General features: G+C 50.0%; 20 protein-coding genes. 5 read left to right on the top strand and 15 right to left on the bottom strand.

Annotated elements, in window-relative coordinates; genetic code table 11:
* The 9 genes from BSPA111_RS17145 to fkpA all read right to left on the bottom strand — a co-directional run.
* Nucleotides 1-325: GTP-binding protein (locus tag BSPA111_RS17145; RefSeq protein WP_032641063.1), on the bottom strand; the 325-nt coding region annotated here is incomplete at its 3' end.
* Nucleotides 326-397: 72 nt separating this feature from the next.
* Nucleotides 398-2512, bottom strand: coding sequence for an elongation factor G (gene fusA / locus BSPA111_RS17140; protein WP_183272351.1), 2115 nt, complete (start codon nt 2510-2512; stop codon nt 398-400).
* 93 nt (nt 2513-2605) lie between these two features.
* A complete protein-coding gene (gene rpsG, locus BSPA111_RS17135) occupies nt 2606-3076 on the bottom strand; it encodes a 30S ribosomal protein S7 (RefSeq protein WP_008457106.1) in 471 nt (156 codons plus the stop codon).
* A 90-nt stretch (nt 3077-3166) separates the two neighbouring features.
* Entirely contained in the window at nt 3167-3541 is a 375-nt protein-coding gene (gene rpsL / locus BSPA111_RS17130; RefSeq protein WP_003023654.1) for a 30S ribosomal protein S12, read from the bottom strand.
* A gap of 126 nt (nt 3542-3667) precedes the next feature.
* Entirely contained in the window at nt 3668-3955 is a 288-nt protein-coding gene (tusB, locus tag BSPA111_RS17125) for a sulfurtransferase complex subunit TusB (protein WP_183272350.1), read from the bottom strand.
* 6 nt (nt 3956-3961) lie between these two features.
* Nucleotides 3962-4321: a sulfurtransferase complex subunit TusC gene (gene tusC, locus BSPA111_RS17120; protein ID WP_183272349.1), complete on the bottom strand. Its 360-nt coding sequence runs from the start codon at nt 4319-4321 to the stop codon at nt 3962-3964.
* Nucleotides 4321-4707: a sulfurtransferase complex subunit TusD gene (tusD, locus tag BSPA111_RS17115; RefSeq protein WP_183272348.1), complete on the bottom strand. Its 387-nt coding sequence runs from the start codon at nt 4705-4707 to the stop codon at nt 4321-4323. The genes tusC and tusD overlap by 1 nt, the downstream gene beginning before the upstream one ends.
* Nucleotides 4707-5429 carry a transcriptional regulator gene (locus BSPA111_RS17110; RefSeq protein WP_034460202.1) on the bottom strand — a complete coding sequence of 241 codons (723 nt, stop codon included), beginning with the start codon at nt 5427-5429 and terminating at the stop codon, nt 4707-4709. The genes tusD and BSPA111_RS17110 overlap by 1 nt, the downstream gene beginning before the upstream one ends.
* Before the next feature lie 177 nt (nt 5430-5606).
* Nucleotides 5607-6440 carry an FKBP-type peptidyl-prolyl cis-trans isomerase gene (gene fkpA / locus BSPA111_RS17105; protein ID WP_183272347.1) on the bottom strand — a complete coding sequence of 278 codons (834 nt, stop codon included), beginning with the start codon at nt 6438-6440 and terminating at the stop codon, nt 5607-5609.
* A 227-nt stretch (nt 6441-6667) separates the two neighbouring features.
* Between fkpA and BSPA111_RS17100 the strand changes: the two genes are divergently transcribed.
* Nucleotides 6668-6886, top strand: a complete 219-nt coding sequence (locus tag BSPA111_RS17100) for a protein SlyX (protein WP_183272346.1) — start codon at nt 6668-6670, stop codon at nt 6884-6886.
* A 50-nt stretch (nt 6887-6936) separates the two neighbouring features.
* Here the strand turns inward: BSPA111_RS17100 and slyD are convergent, their stop codons facing one another.
* The 4 genes from slyD to kefG all read right to left on the bottom strand — a co-directional run bounded on the left by slyD (nt 6937) and on the right by kefG (nt 10195).
* Complete coding sequence (gene slyD, locus BSPA111_RS17095; protein WP_183272345.1) at nt 6937-7521, bottom strand: peptidylprolyl isomerase; 585 nt, start codon at nt 7519-7521, stop codon at nt 6937-6939.
* Between the two features lie 99 nt (nt 7522-7620).
* Entirely contained in the window at nt 7621-7821 is a 201-nt protein-coding gene (locus tag BSPA111_RS17090; protein ID WP_183272344.1) for a YheV family putative zinc ribbon protein, read from the bottom strand.
* A 14-nt stretch (nt 7822-7835) separates the two neighbouring features.
* Entirely contained in the window at nt 7836-9644 is a 1809-nt protein-coding gene (gene kefB, locus BSPA111_RS17085) for a glutathione-regulated potassium-efflux system protein KefB (RefSeq protein ID WP_183272343.1), read from the bottom strand.
* Complete coding sequence (gene kefG / locus BSPA111_RS17080; RefSeq protein ID WP_183272368.1) at nt 9644-10195, bottom strand: glutathione-regulated potassium-efflux system ancillary protein KefG; 552 nt, start codon at nt 10193-10195, stop codon at nt 9644-9646. The genes kefB and kefG overlap by 1 nt, the downstream gene beginning before the upstream one ends.
* 125 nt (nt 10196-10320) lie before the next feature.
* Between kefG and BSPA111_RS17075 the strand changes: the two genes are divergently transcribed.
* On the top strand, nt 10321-12225 hold the full coding sequence (locus tag BSPA111_RS17075; protein WP_183272342.1) for an ABC transporter ATP-binding protein: 1905 nt from the start codon (nt 10321-10323) through the stop codon (nt 12223-12225).
* Nucleotides 12226-12259: 34 nt separating this feature from the next.
* Here the strand turns inward: BSPA111_RS17075 and BSPA111_RS17070 are convergent, their stop codons facing one another.
* Nucleotides 12260-12859, bottom strand: coding sequence for a LysE family translocator (locus BSPA111_RS17070; protein ID WP_183272341.1), 600 nt, complete (start codon nt 12857-12859; stop codon nt 12260-12262).
* A gap of 62 nt (nt 12860-12921) precedes the next feature.
* Here BSPA111_RS17070 and BSPA111_RS17065 point away from each other — a divergent pair, with 62 nt between their 5' ends.
* The 3 genes from BSPA111_RS17065 to BSPA111_RS17055 all read left to right on the top strand — a co-directional run bounded on the left by BSPA111_RS17065 (nt 12922) and on the right by BSPA111_RS17055 (nt 15247).
* The gene (locus BSPA111_RS17065) at nt 12922-13944 is read left to right on the top strand and encodes a hydrolase (protein WP_183272340.1); all 1023 of its coding nucleotides are present in this window, start codon (nt 12922-12924) and stop codon (nt 13942-13944) included.
* On the top strand, nt 13941-14159 hold the full coding sequence (locus BSPA111_RS17060) for a YheU family protein (protein WP_034460225.1): 219 nt from the start codon (nt 13941-13943) through the stop codon (nt 14157-14159). The genes BSPA111_RS17065 and BSPA111_RS17060 overlap by 4 nt, the downstream gene beginning before the upstream one ends.
* 209 nt (nt 14160-14368) lie before the next feature.
* Nucleotides 14369-15247: a phosphoribulokinase gene (locus BSPA111_RS17055; protein ID WP_183272339.1), complete on the top strand. Its 879-nt coding sequence runs from the start codon at nt 14369-14371 to the stop codon at nt 15245-15247.
* Between the two features lie 21 nt (nt 15248-15268).
* Here BSPA111_RS17055 and BSPA111_RS17050 read toward each other — a convergent pair whose 3' ends face one another.
* The gene (locus BSPA111_RS17050) at nt 15269-15673 is read right to left on the bottom strand and encodes an OsmC family protein (RefSeq protein WP_183272338.1); all 405 of its coding nucleotides are present in this window, start codon (nt 15671-15673) and stop codon (nt 15269-15271) included.
* Between the last annotated feature and the right edge of the window lie 207 nt (nt 15674-15880).

Here is a 15880-nt window from a genome sequence, read left to right as displayed (position 1 = left end):
TCGCAGCAACAACCAGGATAGCGCCGTCCATCTGAGCAGCACCGGTGATCATGTTTTTAACGTAGTCGGCGTGCCCTGGGCAGTCAACGTGCGCATAGTGGCGAGTCGGGGTGTCATATTCAACGTGAGAAGTGTTGATGGTGATACCACGAGCTTTTTCTTCTGGTGCGTTATCGATCTGGTCGAATGCACGAGCAGAACCACCGTAGGTTTTCGCCAGAACGGTAGTGATTGCTGCAGTCAGAGTGGTTTTACCATGGTCAACGTGACCGATAGTACCGACGTTGACGTGCGGTTTTGTACGTTCAAATTTTTCTTTAGACACGGCTATATTCCTTACTGTTGCGCTCCCCCCTCAAGGAGAGAGCGCGGGATCAATGTTTTATAAACCCTGGGTTTATTTACCGCGGGCTTCAATTACGGCCTGAGCAACGTTGTTAGGCGCATCATCATACTTCAGGAATTCCATGGAGTAAGATGCACGACCTTTGGTCAGGGAGCGCAATTGAGTTGCGTACCCGAACATTTCAGACAACGGAACTTCAGCGTGAATCTGAACGCCAGTAGCGTTAGATTCCTGACCTTTCAGCTGACCACGACGACGGCTAAGGTCACCGATAACGTCACCAGTGTTCTCTTCTGGAGTTTCAACTTCAACCTTCATGATAGGCTCAAGCAGAACTGGTTTAGCTTTCTTAAAGCCATCTTTGAAGGCAATAGAAGCGGCCAGTTTAAACGCCAGTTCGGAGGAGTCAACGTCGTGGTAAGAACCGAAGTGCAGACGCACGCCGAGATCTACTACTGGGTAACCCGCCAGAGGACCAGACTTCAGCTGCTCCTGGATGCCTTTATCAACAGCAGGGATGTATTCCGTTGGGATCACACCACCTTTGATGTCGTTGATGAACTCGTAGCCTTTCGGATTCGAACCCGGCTCCAGTGGGTACATGTCGATAACAACATGACCGTACTGACCACGACCACCAGACTGCTTAGCGTGTTTACCTTCAATATCGGTAACTTTCGCGCGAATCGCTTCACGGTAAGCAACCTGAGGTTTACCAACGTTAGCTTCAACGTTGAATTCACGCTTCATACGGTCAACGATGATGTCGAGGTGAAGCTCACCCATACCTGCGATGATGGTCTGGTTAGTTTCTTCATCAGTCCATACGCGGAATGATGGATCTTCTTTAGCCAGACGGCCCAGAGCCAGACCCATTTTTTCCTGGTCAGCTTTGGTTTTTGGTTCTACTGCGATGGAGATTACCGGTTCAGGGAATTCCATGCGCTCAAGAATGATCACGTTATCTTGGTCACACAGGGTGTCACCAGTGGTCACTTCTTTCAGACCAATCGCTGCAGCGATATCGCCCGCGCGAACTTCTTTGATCTCTTCACGCTTGTTGGCGTGCATCTGTACGATACGGCCCAGACGTTCACGCGCTGATTTCACCGGGTTGAACACGGTGTCGCCAGAGTTAACAACGCCAGAGTAAACGCGGAAGAAGGTCAGGTTACCAACAAACGGGTCGGTAGCGATTTTGAACGCCAGAGCAGCAAACGGCTCGTTGTCGTCAGAGTGACGAACAGCCGGAGTGTCTTTACCGTCGTCCAGCATACCGTTAATCGCGGTAACGTCAGTCGGAGCTGGCAGATATTCAACAACCGCATCCAGCATCGCCTGAACACCTTTGTTCTTAAATGCAGAACCACAGGTTACCAGGATAATTTCGTTGTTCAGAACGCGCTTACGCAGAGAAGTTTTGATCTCTTCTTCAGTCAGCTCTTCGCCACCAAAGAATTTATCCATCAGCTCGTCAGAACCTTCAGCAGCGGCTTCAACCAGTTTCTGGCGCCATTCTTCTGCCAGTTCCTGCATATCAGCTGGGATCTCTTCGTATTCGAAGGTCACGCCCTGATCAGCTTCGTTCCAGTTGATTGCTTTCATTTTCACCAGGTCAACAACACCAGTGAATTTCTCTTCCGCGCCGATAGCCAGTTGCAGAGGCACCGGAGTTGCGCCCAGACGTTTTTCAATCTGATCAACAACTTTCAGGAAGTTAGCACCCATACGGTCCATTTTGTTAACGAACGCGATACGTGGAACTTTATATTTGTTTGCCTGACGCCATACGGTCTCAGACTGTGGCTGAACACCACCAACAGCACAGTAAACCATTACCGCACCATCAAGAACACGCATTGAACGTTCAACTTCGATGGTGAAGTCAACGTGCCCTGGGGTGTCAATGATGTTGATGTGGTGTGGTTCGAACTGTTTGGCCATACCTGACCAGAAACAGGTGGTCGCAGCAGACGTGATGGTAATACCACGTTCCTGCTCCTGCTCCATCCAGTCCATGGTGGCTGCGCCATCATGAACTTCACCGATTTTGTGGTTTACACCGGTGTAGAACAGAACACGTTCGGTAGTAGTAGTTTTACCGGCGTCGATGTGAGCACTGATACCAATGTTACGGTAACGCTCAATGGGTGTTTTACGAGCCATTTGATTCCTCTATATCCTAGGACGTTCATTTAAGTAACCCAAAGCGGGCAGCTCACATGAAGCGCCCGCTTGGTGACTAACACTACGAAGGGATTACCAACGGTAGTGAGCGAACGCCTTGTTGGCTTCAGCCATACGGTGAACGTCTTCACGTTTCTTAACTGCAGTACCTTTGTTCTCTGCAGCATCAGAAAGTTCGTTCGCCAGGCGAAGAGCCATGGATTTATCACCGCGTTTACGAGCAGCTTCTACGATCCAACGCATTGCCAGAGCATTACGACGAACCGGACGTACTTCTACTGGAACCTGATAAGTAGAACCACCAACACGGCGGGACTTAACTTCGACAGTCGGACGAACGTTGTCCAGAGCGACTTCGAAAGCTTCCAGTTCGTTTTTACCAGAACGCTGAGCCAGGGTCTCCAGCGCGGTATAGACGATAGATTCTGCAGTAGATTTCTTACCATCTACCATCAGAATGTTTACAAATTTGGCCAGCAACTCTGATCCGAACTTAGGATCTGGAAGAATTTTACGTTGACCAATGACGCGACGACGTGGCATGGGAATACTCCGTTGTTAATTCAGGGTTGTCCAAAACTCTATTGAGTTTGACATTTATTTAAAACGTTTGGCCTTACTTAACGGAAACCATTAAGCCTTAGGACGCTTCACGCCATACTTGGAACGAGATTGCTTACGGTCTTTAACGCCGGAGCAGTCAAGTGCACCACGAACGGTGTGGTAACGAACACCTGGCAAGTCTTTTACACGACCACCACGGATCAGGATCACGGAGTGTTCCTGCAGGTTGTGACCTTCACCACCGATGTAGGAGGTAACTTCAAAACCGTTAGTCAAACGCACACGGCATACTTTACGCAGTGCGGAGTTTGGTTTCTTAGGAGTGGTAGTATATACACGAGTACATACGCCACGTTTCTGCGGGCAGGCTTCCAGCGCAGGCACGTTGCTTTTTGCAACTTTGCGAGCGCGTGGTTTGCGTACCAGCTGATTTACTGTTGCCATTAAATAGCTCCTGGTTTTAGCTTTTGCTTCGTAAACACGTAATAAAACGGCCTCATATAATATGAGGACGCAGAATTTTAGGGCTGAGCCGAAAAGGTGTCAAGAAATATACAACAATCCTGGATTTTACCAGGTAATCTGCTGTTCGTGTTTAACTGTCAATCTGACGAAATCAGTATAGCTGACCTGGCCTACACTGGTCGAAATTTGAGCGATTAAGCCGCGTGCCTCGATATCTTCCTGCAGAGCATAAATAGAAATGGGGGCGGCGAGCAGCAAATCAAGGGCCTTCGTCCCACTGAGGGCGACAATAACTGCATCCTGGATCAATAACAACTCATCGCCATGTTTCACGCAGCGCAGCATCGATTCCAGATCGGTTTGAAAAGGTGAGTGTTGTAAAATATGCAGCATGTAGCCTCAGAAGGTTAATACGACATCAAACTTATGTAGCATTTCGCCCAGTGCATCCGGTTCAAGAGGTTGTACATCTAGAATCCACGCACTGTCTATTGGTAATCCCCGCTCCCGGACAGAGGCCGCACAGAGATAACACTGGTCAATGTCATATAACGGCAGTACGCGAAATGTTGCGATGTAATCACGGCCGAGAATGAGACCAGGCCGTTGTCCTGGGAGCAGTTGCAATACACCGTCACCAACGAAAAACACACCGACATCTTCAGTTAACGCCGATGTCGCCAGTAAGGCATCTAGCCCTTCCCGACCGGCAGCACTCCCATGAGGGGCTGATTTAAATACAAATGCGACACGCTTCATCAGAATTGCACCGTTCTATCGCAAGTCAGCGTAGCTTGTGCCAGCGCTCCCAGACCACTGAGAATAAAACCTGGCTGCAAGTTATGGCTCGGTAAACCGAGCTGAGTGGCTTGCTCTTCGTCCGTCACACCGCGACGCAGTGCTGCTGCTACACAGATATGCAACTCAACGCCATGCTGCTGATGCAATTGCTGCCACGCCTGTACGACATTGAATTCGTCACTCGCAGGCGACGTCAAAACGTTTGCGTTGTGGACACCCTCACGGTAGAAAAACACGCTTTCTAACGTATGGCCTTGCATGATGACGGCCTGGGAAAACTGCAATGCGCTACTCGCCTGCTGCGTGCCATAGGCCGGACCTGTCACCAGGATGGCAAAACGCATTACTTATCCTGCCCCTGGAAATCACCGTTTTTGAATTGACGGATGTAGAGATAAACAGTGTGCTTAGAAATATTCAGACGGTCAGCAACCTGGTTGATAGCATCTTTGATATCAAAAATGCCTTTCTCGTAGAGGTTAAGCACAATCTGTCGATTCTTAGCATTATTAGACACATTGCGGTCGGCATTCACTTCTTCGATTGTGAATTCCAAAGCCTGCATGACCAGATCTTCTACGGATGAAGCAAAGTTTACGGACGAAGCAACCTCCGGCGTTTCCGGCGGAATGAACGTCGACATAATTTGCGAGAACGGTACGTCCAGATTGATGTTGATACACAGCAGGCCGATGACGCGTTCATCACGATTGCGGATGGCGATAGTTTCTGACTTCATCAGAACACCACTTTTAGCACGTGTAAAATAGCATTTGGAAACGCTACTGTCCGCGCCAGTCATATCATGCAGCATACGCAAGGCGAGATCGGTGATTGGCGAGCCAATTTTACGCCCGGTATGTTCACCATTTGCGATCCGGATAGCGGAACATTTTAAATCTTGCAGCGAGTGCAACACAATTTCACAATGAGAACCAATCAGCATCGCTAACCCGTCCACGACCGCTTCGTAGGATTTCAATATTTCAAAGTCGGTTTGTTCAAATGGACGTTGGTCCAGTAAGTCGAGCTCACTGGTTTCATTGGTTAAAAGCGAATTGGACATTTAAAGATACCACCCTCTACAGAGAGCCTGTCGCGCTTAAATGGTGTCAGGGCAGACTCATACTCAGTTGTTGCGCAGCCTGCTAAGGTAATACAGCGTCAGATGCGCTTTCCAGCTTTTATTATATCCTGCCTCAAATAAAAAACCGCCGCCCTGGGGGCGGCGGTTAATAATGCCTTATTTGCTCTTAGCTGCTTCAGCTTCTGGAGCTGGAGCGGCATCTGGTTTCGCGTCTGCTTTAGGTGCTGGTTTGATATCCAGCAGCTCAACGTCAAATACCAGTGTGGAGTTAGCAGGGATCCCCGGAACGCCAGTTTTGCCATAAGCCAGTTCTGGTGGAATAACCAGTTTGATTTTCCCGCCTTTCTTCAGGTTCTTCAGACCTTCAGTCCAGCCAGGGATAACACCGTCAAGACGGAAAGAGAGTGGCTCACCACGGGTGTAAGAGTTATCAAACTCTTTACCGTCGATAAGTGTACCTTTGTAATTCACAACAACAGTGTCGCTGTCGGTCGGTGCTTCACCTGTACCGGCTTTGTCGATTTTGTACATCAAGCCAGTAGCCGAGGTTTTAACACCCTTCTCTTTTGCGAAAGCATCACGGAAGGCTTTGCCTTTATCCGCGTTTTCTTTAGCGTCTTTTTCCATTTTCGCTTGAGCGGAAGATTTCACGCGAGCTTCGAAAGCTTGCAGAGTCTGCTCGATTTCCTGGTCGGATAATTTGCTTTTGTCAGCAAATGCGTCCTGAACACCAGCGATAAGCTGATTTTTATCCAGCGTAATCCCTAGTTTTTCTTGTTCTTTCAGAGAGTTTTCCATGTAACGGCCCAGCGAAGCACCTAATGCATACGCAGATTTCTGGTCGTCATTTTTAAATGCCGCGTTGCTTGCAGCTGGCGCGGTAGGTGCAGCAGCATCTTTTGCTGCAGCGGCTGGAGCAGCGAACGCAGGAGCGCTCAGGGCAACGGCCATCGTGGTCGCCAGTAGCGTTACTTTAAACAGTGATTTCATCCATTTCTCCAGGGCCGGGGCCTCAAACCCCAAGGTTATTATCAACTAAGAGATGTACTATAACGTCGTGGAAGAAATCTACACAATCTCTCCGCGTCTTATCGAGACAAATTCAGACTCTTTTTGTTTAAAGAAGTTTCGTCCAGAGCAAAACTGCGCTGTAACGTGTGGAATTTTTCAGTAGAATCGCCGGAAATTGTCCATCCGCAGAGCAGGAGAGATTAGCCATGCAACAAAAATCGACCGAACAACGGCTGGAAGAACTTGAGAGTCGTCTCGCTTTCCAGGAGATTACGATAGAAGAGTTAAATCAGACGGTAACGGCTCACGAATTAGAAATGGTCAAACTGCGCGAGCATTTCCGATTGCTGGTTGAAAAGTTAAAAGCCAGCCAACCGTCAATGGTTGCCTCAGAATCAGAAGAAACCCCGCCGCCGCATTACTAGCAGCACAAAAAAGGCGTGTCAGTGACACGCCTTTTTTTATCTCGAACGGATTAGTGGCAACCGCAGCCGCCATTGCCGCCACAACCGCCTTTACCGTGTTCGTGATCATGGTCGTGACCGTGACCACCACAGCAACCACCTTCGTGGTCATGGTCGTGGTGATGATCGTGCTCACCGTGAACGTGGCCATGAGCCAGCTCTTCAGCGGTAGCTTCACGAATAGCGATAACTTCAACGTTGAAGCTCAGGTTCTGACCTGCCAGCATGTGGTTGCCATCGACAACAACGTGCTCATCTTCAACAGCGGTAATTTCAACTGGCACTGGACCCTGGTCGGTATCAGCCATGAAGCGCATACCCACTTCCAGCTCATCAACGCCCATGAACACATCTTTAGGAACGCGCTGAACCAGATTCTCGTCGTATTGACCGTAAGCGTCATTTGCGCCAACGTTCACGTCGAAACGATCACCCACTACGTGGCCTTCCAGCGCAGTTTCCAGGCCTGAAATCAGGGAGCCGTGACCATGCAGATAGTCCAGCGGCGCACTCACCGGAGACTCATCAACCAACACACCGTCTTCTGTACGTACCTGGTAAGCCAGGCTGACCACCAGGTCTTTTGCTACTTTCATGATATCTCCTGAGCGAGCATGGGAAAAAAAACTGGCGCCGATTGTAGCGGAATTTAGCGCCGGTGTACCCCTAAGCTTAAAAAAAGCTGGCGCACCTCGCTAGTCTGGATGAAAAATCCCAATGACTTGCTCTTGTTTGCGAGCATGGTCCTGCGGTTGCTTATCCGCCTCACGCATTTGGTGTCCACACTTAACACACTCAACTATATCGACATTATTCTCACGCCACATCGCGAGAGAATCCCGCGTCTGACATTCGGGGCAAACAGCCCCGGCAATAAATCGTTTACGCACCGGCATTGGCTTCACCTTAATTATTCAAAATCATCCCAACCATCGAACTGGCGACGCTCTTGCTGCATCTCGCGTTCGAAAATTTCTTCCAGTTCACGACGCGCTTCACGCACCCTGGAAATTTGTGCGTTATCGGTATGAATGGGCATTAATTCACGCAGCATACTCATATCCAACCGCCTGAAGTGGAGTTGTGCACGATGCGCTTGATGCGGATGCATACCCAACGTCATCAGGGCCTTACGCCCAAGCTCCAGCGCACTGGAGAAGGTTTCACGTGAAAATTGGGTCACTCCAGCTTGCAACAATTCATGAGCTTCTACACGCCCCCGGGCTCGCGCCAGTATCGCCAGATGTGGAAAGTGTTGTTGACACAAGTGAACCACTTTCATGGTGTCTTCCGGCTCATTACAGGTAATCACAATCGATTTTGCCGTTTCTGCACCCGCCGATCGCAGCAACTCCAGTTCTGTTGCATCACCGTAATAAACCTTATAGCCGTATTTGCGCATCAGGCTTACAGAGCTGATATCCCTCTCGAGTACCGTGATGCGCATCTTGTTTGCCATTAGCAAACGGCCAATGACCTGCCCAAAACGCCCAAAGCCAACAATAATGACTTGTGGCTGATCGTCTTCCACATAAGGTTTTTCATCCGTTTCGTCATCAGCAACATTAAATCGCCGCGCAAGAATGGCATCGACACCTTTCATCAGCAGCGGTGTCGTCATCATAGAAAGCGTGACGGTCACCAGTAACAGCGGCATTTGGTCGCCACTAAATAGCTTTTGCGATGAAGCCGTTGAGAAAAGTACGAAAGCAAACTCCCCTCCCTGGCTTAACACACCTGAAAACTGCAAACGCTCCGAGCTGCGCAAACCGAAAAACCACGACAGGCCGTACAGCACACTGGCTTTAACGGCCACCAATACCATGACGCCTAACACGACCCAGAAAAGATGGGTGTAGAGCACGCCAAGGTTTAACGCCATGCCAACGGAAATAAAGAACAATCCCAGTAATAGTCCTTTAAATGGATCGATAGCGATTTCCAGCTCGTGCCGGTATTCGCTTTCGGCCAACAATACGCCGGCGATAAACGTACCCAGCGCCATTGAAAAGCCGAGCGCATCCATGAATAACGCCGAGCCCAGCACCAACAAAAGTGCTGCGGCGGTAAAGACTTCACGCACACCAGAACCCGCAATAAACCGGAAAACCGGTTTTAGCAGATACCGACCACCAATCAACATTCCTGCAAAGGCCAACACTTTGAAGCCGATTTTTATCCAGTCGGGGCTGTCATCACCATTTCCGGCCAGCAGCGGCACCAATGCAATCGCAGGAATGACAGCTAAATCCTGGAACAGCAACACTGAGAAACCAAGCTGGCCGGCTTCATTGCGATTCATTCCTTTGTCACGCATCAGTTGTAGCGCCATTGCGGTGGATGACATCGCTAAACCTATGCCGCCTATCACCGCCGCCTGCCAGGAAAACTTCGTTAACATCAGCAACCCTGCCAGTACAACGGCACTGAGCAGCACCTGCGCGGCACCGACACCAAAAATAGAACGTCGAAGTTGCCAAAGTTTGGATGGGTTCAACTCCAGACCGATGATAAACATCAGGAAGACAACGCCCAATTCAGAGAAGTGAAGAATTTCATCCACATCACTGATAAAACCTAACCCCCATGGGCCAATGGCTATACCCGCCAATAAATAGCCCAGCACCGCGCCAATCCCTAAACGGGCCGCAATCGGCACAGCAACTACCGCGGCAAACAAAAACAGGACGCCAGCCAACAATAAGTCTGAACCTTCCATTAGCGACCTCCCGGAAGTAACGGCGAAGCCAGCCACTCGCCATAGGCCTTCGCGTGGCTGGCAAGTTCTTGCGGAGTCTGCCGACGAGCCCAATAAACGATGATGGGATTCATCCAGTGCATACGACACATTGCAGCTGTGAGCTCAAACGGGCGCAAAATATCGGTCAGTGGAAACCGATTAAAACCGTCATGCCGATACGCACCTTCAGGCTCGCCGGTGGTAATCACACTGCGCCAATACTTTCCCTCCAGAGCATTACCTCCAATACCGCTGGCAAAGCCACGGCTCAACACACGGTCCAGCCACTCTTTGAGTAACGCCGGGCAGCTATAGGTATAAAGAGGATGTTGGAAGACGATGACATCATGCTCTCGCAGCAATGCCTGCTCATGATAGATATCGATAAAAAAGTCAGGATAGTGAGCGTAAAGGTCATGCACAGTGACATTAGCAAGCTTCTGCGCCGCCTGGAGTAAGACGCGGTTTGCGACCGAGTCTTGTGACTCCGGATGGGCATATAGCAGCAAAACTTTCGGCGGCTGCAACATCATTACCCTCCAGGGCGTCGTCATAGTCGTTATTTTGGGCTACCATGCAGCCCGACGCGAAGGCAGAAGCTTCACGTTACCTAAATATAATGACAATTTAACATACTCTGAACATACGGCGCTTTATGATTGTTTTCTCCTCGTTACAAATTCGTCGCGGTACCCGCGTTCTGCTGGATAATGCCACCGCTACCATCAATCCGGGCCAAAAAGTGGGCCTGGTGGGTAAAAACGGCTGCGGAAAATCCACGCTGCTGGCGCTGCTGAAGAACGAGATCAGCGCCGATGGCGGAAGTATGACTTACCCTGGAAACTGGGCTTTAGCCTGGGTCAATCAGGAAACTCCTGCGCTGGCAATGCCCGCCATTGAGTATGTTATTGATGGCGACCGTGAATTCCGCCAGCTTGAAGCTGAACTGGCAAAAGCCAATGAGCGTAATGACGGCCATGCTATCGCGCTGGTTCACGGTAAACTGGATGCGGTTGACGCCTGGACGATTCGCTCACGTGCCTCCAGTTTGTTGCACGGCTTAGGCTTCAGCAATGAGCAGCTCGAACGTCCGGTCAGTGATTTTTCGGGTGGCTGGCGCATGCGTCTGAACCTGGCTCAAGCACTTATTTGCCGTTCAGATTTGCTGTTGCTCGATGAACCGACCAACCACCTGGATTTAGACGCCGTTATTTGGCTTGAGCGCTGGCTGAAAAGTTACCAGGGGACGTTGATTCTTATTTCCCATGACCGTGACTTCCTTGACCCTGTCGTGGGGAAAATTATTCATATCGAGCAAGAATCGATGTTTGAATACACCGGTAACTACTCGTCGTTTGAAGGCCAACGCGCCACTCGACTGGCTCAACAGCAGTCGATGTACGAAAGCCAGCAAGAGCGCGTCTCGCACCTGCAAAGTTTTATCGACCGTTTCAAAGCCAAAGCCAGCAAAGCGAAGCAAGCGCAAAGCCGTGTGAAAATGCTCGAACGCATGGAATTGATTGCCCCGGCACACGTAGATAACCCGTTCCATTTCAGTTTCCGTGCCCCAGAAAGCTTGCCAAACCCGCTGCTGCGCATGGAAAAAGTCAGCGCTGGCTATGGCGACCGCGTGATCCTTGATTCCATCAAGCTTAATCTGGTTCCTGGTTCCCGCATCGGCCTGCTGGGTCGTAACGGTGCCGGTAAATCCACCCTTATCAAATTGTTAGCGGAAGAAATTCAACCACTGCAGGGCGATATTGGTCTGGCCAAAGGCATCAAGCTGGGATACTTCGCACAGCACCAGCTTGAATATTTACGTGCTGACGAATCTCCGCTGCAACATCTGGCACGTATCGCGCCAAAAGAATTAGAACAACAACTTCGCGATTACCTGGGCGGCTTTGGATTCCGGGGCGATAAAGTGACCGAGCAGACCGCACGTTTCTCCGGCGGTGAAAAAGCGCGTCTGGTATTGGCACTGGTTGTCTGGCAGCGCCCGAACTTGCTGCTGCTCGATGAACCAACAAACCACCTTGATCTCGACATGCGTCAGGCACTGACTGAAGCGTTGATTGATTTCGAAGGCGCATTAGTCGTGGTTTCGCACGACCGTCACTTACTGCGTTCGACGACCGACGATCTCTATTTAGTCCACGACGGGAAAGTCGAAGCGTTCGACGGCGATCTTGAAGACTATCAGCAATGGCTGGTTGATCTGCAAAAACAGGAAAACCAACCGCAAGACTCGGCAAAAGATAACGTCAACAGTGCGCAAGCGCGTAAAGATCAAAAACGCCGGGAAGCAGAGTTACGCACGCAAACCCAACCGCTACGCAAGCAAATTACCAAGCTTGAAAAGCAGATGGAAAAGCTAAATGTGCAACTTGCAGAGGTCGAAGAGAAGCTGGCTGACAGCGCCATTTACGACCAAAGTCGTAAAGCGGAAATGACGGAATGCCTGCAAACTCAGGTTAAGGTAAAAGCGGCTCTGGAAGAGTGTGAAATGGAATGGCTGGATGCGCATGACCAGTTAGAACAGATGATGCAGGTCGAATGACAGTCTGGCCTCACCCAATGTGAGGCCAGATGACTCAATGCCAGATAAGCAGCACACACGCCGCAGTCAGCAAACCCATAAAGATATTAAAGATTGCCCAGGCGCGGCGGCTACGAAGTAACGTGCCAATCATGCTGCCAAACGCAATCCAGATGATACCTGCAACGATGTTAACCAGCGCAATACCGATGCTGATTAGCACCACAGAGTGCAGATACTGAGAACCGGCAAGGCTAAAACTTGCCACTGCGCCTAACGCCATCAGCCACGCTTTCGGGTTGATAAGCTGCAACAAACCACCCTGCCAGAATGGAATCGGTGACGGAGGTGGCGCATCGGTTTCCAGTTTTTCATATGTCGCTGTGCCGATTTTCCATGCAAGCCACAATAGGTAAGCACTCCCGGCAATTTTCAGGATAAGGTGCAACGCTGGATATAAAAGGATTAAGCTACCGACGCCAAAGGCCACCAGCAACAAGATGCACTGCATCCCCAGCATGATGCCTATCATCAAAGGTACGGTACGCATAAAGCCGTAGTTGGCGCCGGAAGAAGTCAGCAACATATTGTTTGGGCCGGGTGTAATCGCCGCGACCCAAAGAAAACCAAGCATAGAGAAGAAAAACGTTTCCATGAAATGGGTGTTCCACACCCGGTAAAGTTAATGAGCAAGCTAAATGAAACTAACAGTGTGATATGGCCACGACAAGTCCCGCAGTATTGAATTTTAATCACGTAGACGATGAACAATTTCGTCCGTTAAAGGGTGTCAGTAATCCGCACCTGCAAACTATGCTCCCTCGCTTAATTCGCCGCCGCCTCAATTTCAAACCTCACTGGCAGCGTCTGGATATGCCGGATGGGGATTTTGTCGATCTTGCCTGGAGCGAAGACCCGCGACAGGCAACGCATAAACCACGGTTAGTCGTTTTTCATGGTCTTGAAGGGAGCCTGCACAGCCCGTATGCGCATGGATTAATTGATGCCGCACGTAAGCAAGGCTGGCTCGGTGTAGTGATGCATTTTCGGGGTTGCAGCGGCGTACCGAATCGCAAGGAACGAATCTATCACTCCGGTGAAACCGAAGATGGAAGCTACTTCCTCAACTGGCTCAGTACACGTTACGGCAACGCACCAACGGCGGCTGTCGGGTTTTCACTTGGTGGAAATATGCTTGCCTGCTTAATGGCAAAACAAGGTGCTCATTGCACACTACAGGCCGGTGTTGTGGTTTCTGCCCCACTCATGCTTGAGCATTGCAGCAAACATATCGAAACAGGATTTTCGCGCGTTTATCAACATTACTTGTTGAATCTATTGAAGAAAAATGCGGCACGCAAACTGAGAAGCTATCCGGGGACTCTCCCTGTCGATATGCGTCAGCTCAAAGGTATGCGCCGTCTGCGCGAGTTTGACGATTTGATTACCTCAAAGATTCACGGTTTCGCCGATGCTATCGACTATTACCGCCAGTGCAGCGCCATGCCACTATTGCCACAAATCAAAACGCCTACGCTTATCATCCACGCCAAAGATGACCCGTTTATGGATCACCATGTGATCCCTGATAAAGCGATATTGCCCGACAACATTGAGTACCAACTGACGCGTTACGGCGGCCATGTTGGGTTTGTGGGTGGCACACTGCGTCGCCCGGAAATGTGGCTTGAACAGCGTATCCCACAGTGGCTGTCTAAATTTTTGGAAAAATCACTATGATGATTCCCTGGCAAGATCTCCCTCCCGAAACGCTTGATAATCTGATTGAATCCTTTGTATTACGCGAAGGTACAGATTATGGTGAACAAGAGCGCTCACTAGAGCAAAAGGTGGCCGATGTTAAGCGCCAACTGCAAAGTGGAGAGGCCGTATTGGTTTGGTCAGAACTCCATGAAACGGTGAATATCATGGCCCGTGGGCAATTTCGCGGCTAAATATTAATCTTCTATACTGCATAATGCCCCTCACCCCAACCCTCTCCCAAAGGAGAGGGAGAAAAACAAACCAGGCCCGCTCCAGTTCCCTCTTCGGGATAGGGAGAAGAACATGCTCAATCCAGTTCCCTCTCCTGGGGGAGAGAGGGTTAGGGTGAGGGCCAAACCCAGCTAAACCCACTTGTGATTACCCAGGGAGTTGTTGCCTTATGTCAGCCAAACATCCGGTTATTGCCGTAACAGGTTCCAGCGGCGCGGGAACGACCACCACCAGCCTTGCCTTTCGCAAAATATTTCAGCAACTCAATCTTCGCGCAGCCGAAGTCGAAGGTGACAGTTTCCACCGTTTCACTCGCCCTGAAATGGATATGGCTATCCGTAAAGCTCGCGATTTGGGTCGCCATATCAGCTACTTTGGCCCGGAAGCGAATGACTTCGGCTTACTTGAGCAAACGTTTCTGGAGTACGGAAATACCGGGCAAGGTAAATCACGCAAGTATCTGCATACCTATGATGAAGCGGTACCCTGGAACCAAATTCCGGGTACGTTTACTCCGTGGCAATCGCTGCCGGAACCGACTGATGTCTTGTTCTATGAAGGTTTGCACGGAGGAGTTGTCACCCCGCATCATGATGTGGCGAATGCCGTCGACTTGTTGGTTGGCGTAGTGCCGATTGTGAACCTGGAATGGATACAAAAACTGGTGCGGGACACCAGCGAACGCGGGCACTCCAGAGAAGCGGTGATGGACTCAGTCGTACGCTCGATGGACGATTACATCAATTACATCACGCCGCAATTTTCCCGTACCCATATCAACTTCCAGCGCGTGCCTACCGTTGATACGTCGAACCCATTTGCGGCACGTGGTATTCCGTCACTGGATGAAAGCTTCGTGGTGATTCATTTTCGTGGGCTGGATAACATTGACTACCCGTACCTGCTCGCCATGCTGCAAGGCTCATTCATTTCCCACATCAATACATTAGTGGTGCCGGGTGGCAAGATGGGACTGGCAATGGAATTGATTATGGCGCCGCTAGTTAAACGGCTGGCAGAAGGTCGACACATCAATCAGGGCGGATAGTTACCGCCCTGCTGACACACATTAGCCTTCAATCACTTCATAGCTATGAGTAATGTTCACAGCTTTTTCCAGCATCAGAGCAACAGAACAATACTTTTCAGCAGATAAATCCACCGCACGGGAAACCGCGTTATCTTTCAGTTCTTTGCCTGTCACGATGAAATGCAGGTTAATGGTGGTAAAAAGACGAGGGGCTTCTTCACGGCGCTCAGAGGTCAGTTTTACTTCGCAATCCGTCACGTTGTAGCGACCTTTTTGCAAAATAGAAACCACATCGATTGCACTGCAGCCCCCCGCAGCCATCAGAACCATCTCCATCGGACTTGGGGCTTTATCGCCAGAATTACCATCCATCAAAATCTGGTGTCCTGAAGCGGACTCCCCAAGGAAGGTTAACCCTTCAACCCACTTCACTCGTGCCTGCATGTTACTTCTCCAGTTGAAAAAAACCCTTTCAGAGTACGCGGATGCAGCAAAACTGGCAACGGAAGGCGACCTGCGTCATGCTGAAACGAGACAATAGGAGACACTTGTCAAAAGCTATGCTAAAACAATCCAGATGCTACATCGATACATTGACGTAATGCATGTATGCAGAGGACGTCACTAATTACAGGCAGCAAGAATGACTTG

Origin of the sequence: Buttiauxella sp. A111 (assembly GCF_014189855.1) — a bacterium.
Lineage (GTDB): Bacteria > Pseudomonadota > Gammaproteobacteria > Enterobacterales > Enterobacteriaceae > Buttiauxella > Buttiauxella selenatireducens.
Note: the sequence above shows the minus strand (reverse complement) of the source record. Positions and strands in the feature narration are given on the sequence as shown.

What these genes read in the sequence shown, in the direction of transcription:
- BSPA111_RS17070 (WP_183272341.1), bottom strand. Translation starts at nt 12,859, where the DNA reads ATGGAAACGTTTTTCTTCTCTATGCTTGGTTTTCTTTGGGTCGCGGCG.
- BSPA111_RS17060 (WP_034460225.1), top strand. Translation starts at nt 13,941, where the DNA reads ATGATGATTCCCTGGCAAGATCTCCCTCCCGAAACGCTTGATAATCTG.
- BSPA111_RS17055 (WP_183272339.1), top strand. Translation starts at nt 14,369, where the DNA reads ATGTCAGCCAAACATCCGGTTATTGCCGTAACAGGTTCCAGCGGCGCG.
- tusC (WP_183272349.1), bottom strand. Translation starts at nt 4,321, where the DNA reads ATGAAGCGTGTCGCATTTGTATTTAAATCAGCCCCTCATGGGAGTGCT.
- BSPA111_RS17090 (WP_183272344.1), bottom strand. Translation starts at nt 7,821, where the DNA reads ATGCCGGTGCGTAAACGATTTATTGCCGGGGCTGTTTGCCCCGAATGT.
- BSPA111_RS17065 (WP_183272340.1), top strand. Translation starts at nt 12,922, where the DNA reads ATGGCCACGACAAGTCCCGCAGTATTGAATTTTAATCACGTAGACGAT.
- rpsL (WP_003023654.1), bottom strand. Translation starts at nt 3,541, where the DNA reads ATGGCAACAGTAAATCAGCTGGTACGCAAACCACGCGCTCGCAAAGTT.
- BSPA111_RS17075 (WP_183272342.1), top strand. Translation starts at nt 10,321, where the DNA reads ATGATTGTTTTCTCCTCGTTACAAATTCGTCGCGGTACCCGCGTTCTG.
- tusB (WP_183272350.1), bottom strand. Translation starts at nt 3,955, where the DNA reads ATGCTGCATATTTTACAACACTCACCTTTTCAAACCGATCTGGAATCG.
- slyD (WP_183272345.1), bottom strand. Translation starts at nt 7,521, where the DNA reads ATGAAAGTAGCAAAAGACCTGGTGGTCAGCCTGGCTTACCAGGTACGT.
- BSPA111_RS17100 (WP_183272346.1), top strand. Translation starts at nt 6,668, where the DNA reads ATGCAACAAAAATCGACCGAACAACGGCTGGAAGAACTTGAGAGTCGT.
- fkpA (WP_183272347.1), bottom strand. Translation starts at nt 6,440, where the DNA reads ATGAAATCACTGTTTAAAGTAACGCTACTGGCGACCACGATGGCCGTT.
- kefG (WP_183272368.1), bottom strand. Translation starts at nt 10,195, where the DNA reads ATGTTGCAGCCGCCGAAAGTTTTGCTGCTATATGCCCATCCGGAGTCA.
- kefB (WP_183272343.1), bottom strand. Translation starts at nt 9,644, where the DNA reads ATGGAAGGTTCAGACTTATTGTTGGCTGGCGTCCTGTTTTTGTTTGCC.
- BSPA111_RS17110 (WP_034460202.1), bottom strand. Translation starts at nt 5,429, where the DNA reads ATGTCCAATTCGCTTTTAACCAATGAAACCAGTGAGCTCGACTTACTG.
- fusA (WP_183272351.1), bottom strand. Translation starts at nt 2,512, where the DNA reads ATGGCTCGTAAAACACCCATTGAGCGTTACCGTAACATTGGTATCAGT.
- BSPA111_RS17050 (WP_183272338.1), bottom strand. Translation starts at nt 15,673, where the DNA reads ATGCAGGCACGAGTGAAGTGGGTTGAAGGGTTAACCTTCCTTGGGGAG.
- tusD (WP_183272348.1), bottom strand. Translation starts at nt 4,707, where the DNA reads ATGCGTTTTGCCATCCTGGTGACAGGTCCGGCCTATGGCACGCAGCAG.
- rpsG (WP_008457106.1), bottom strand. Translation starts at nt 3,076, where the DNA reads ATGCCACGTCGTCGCGTCATTGGTCAACGTAAAATTCTTCCAGATCCT.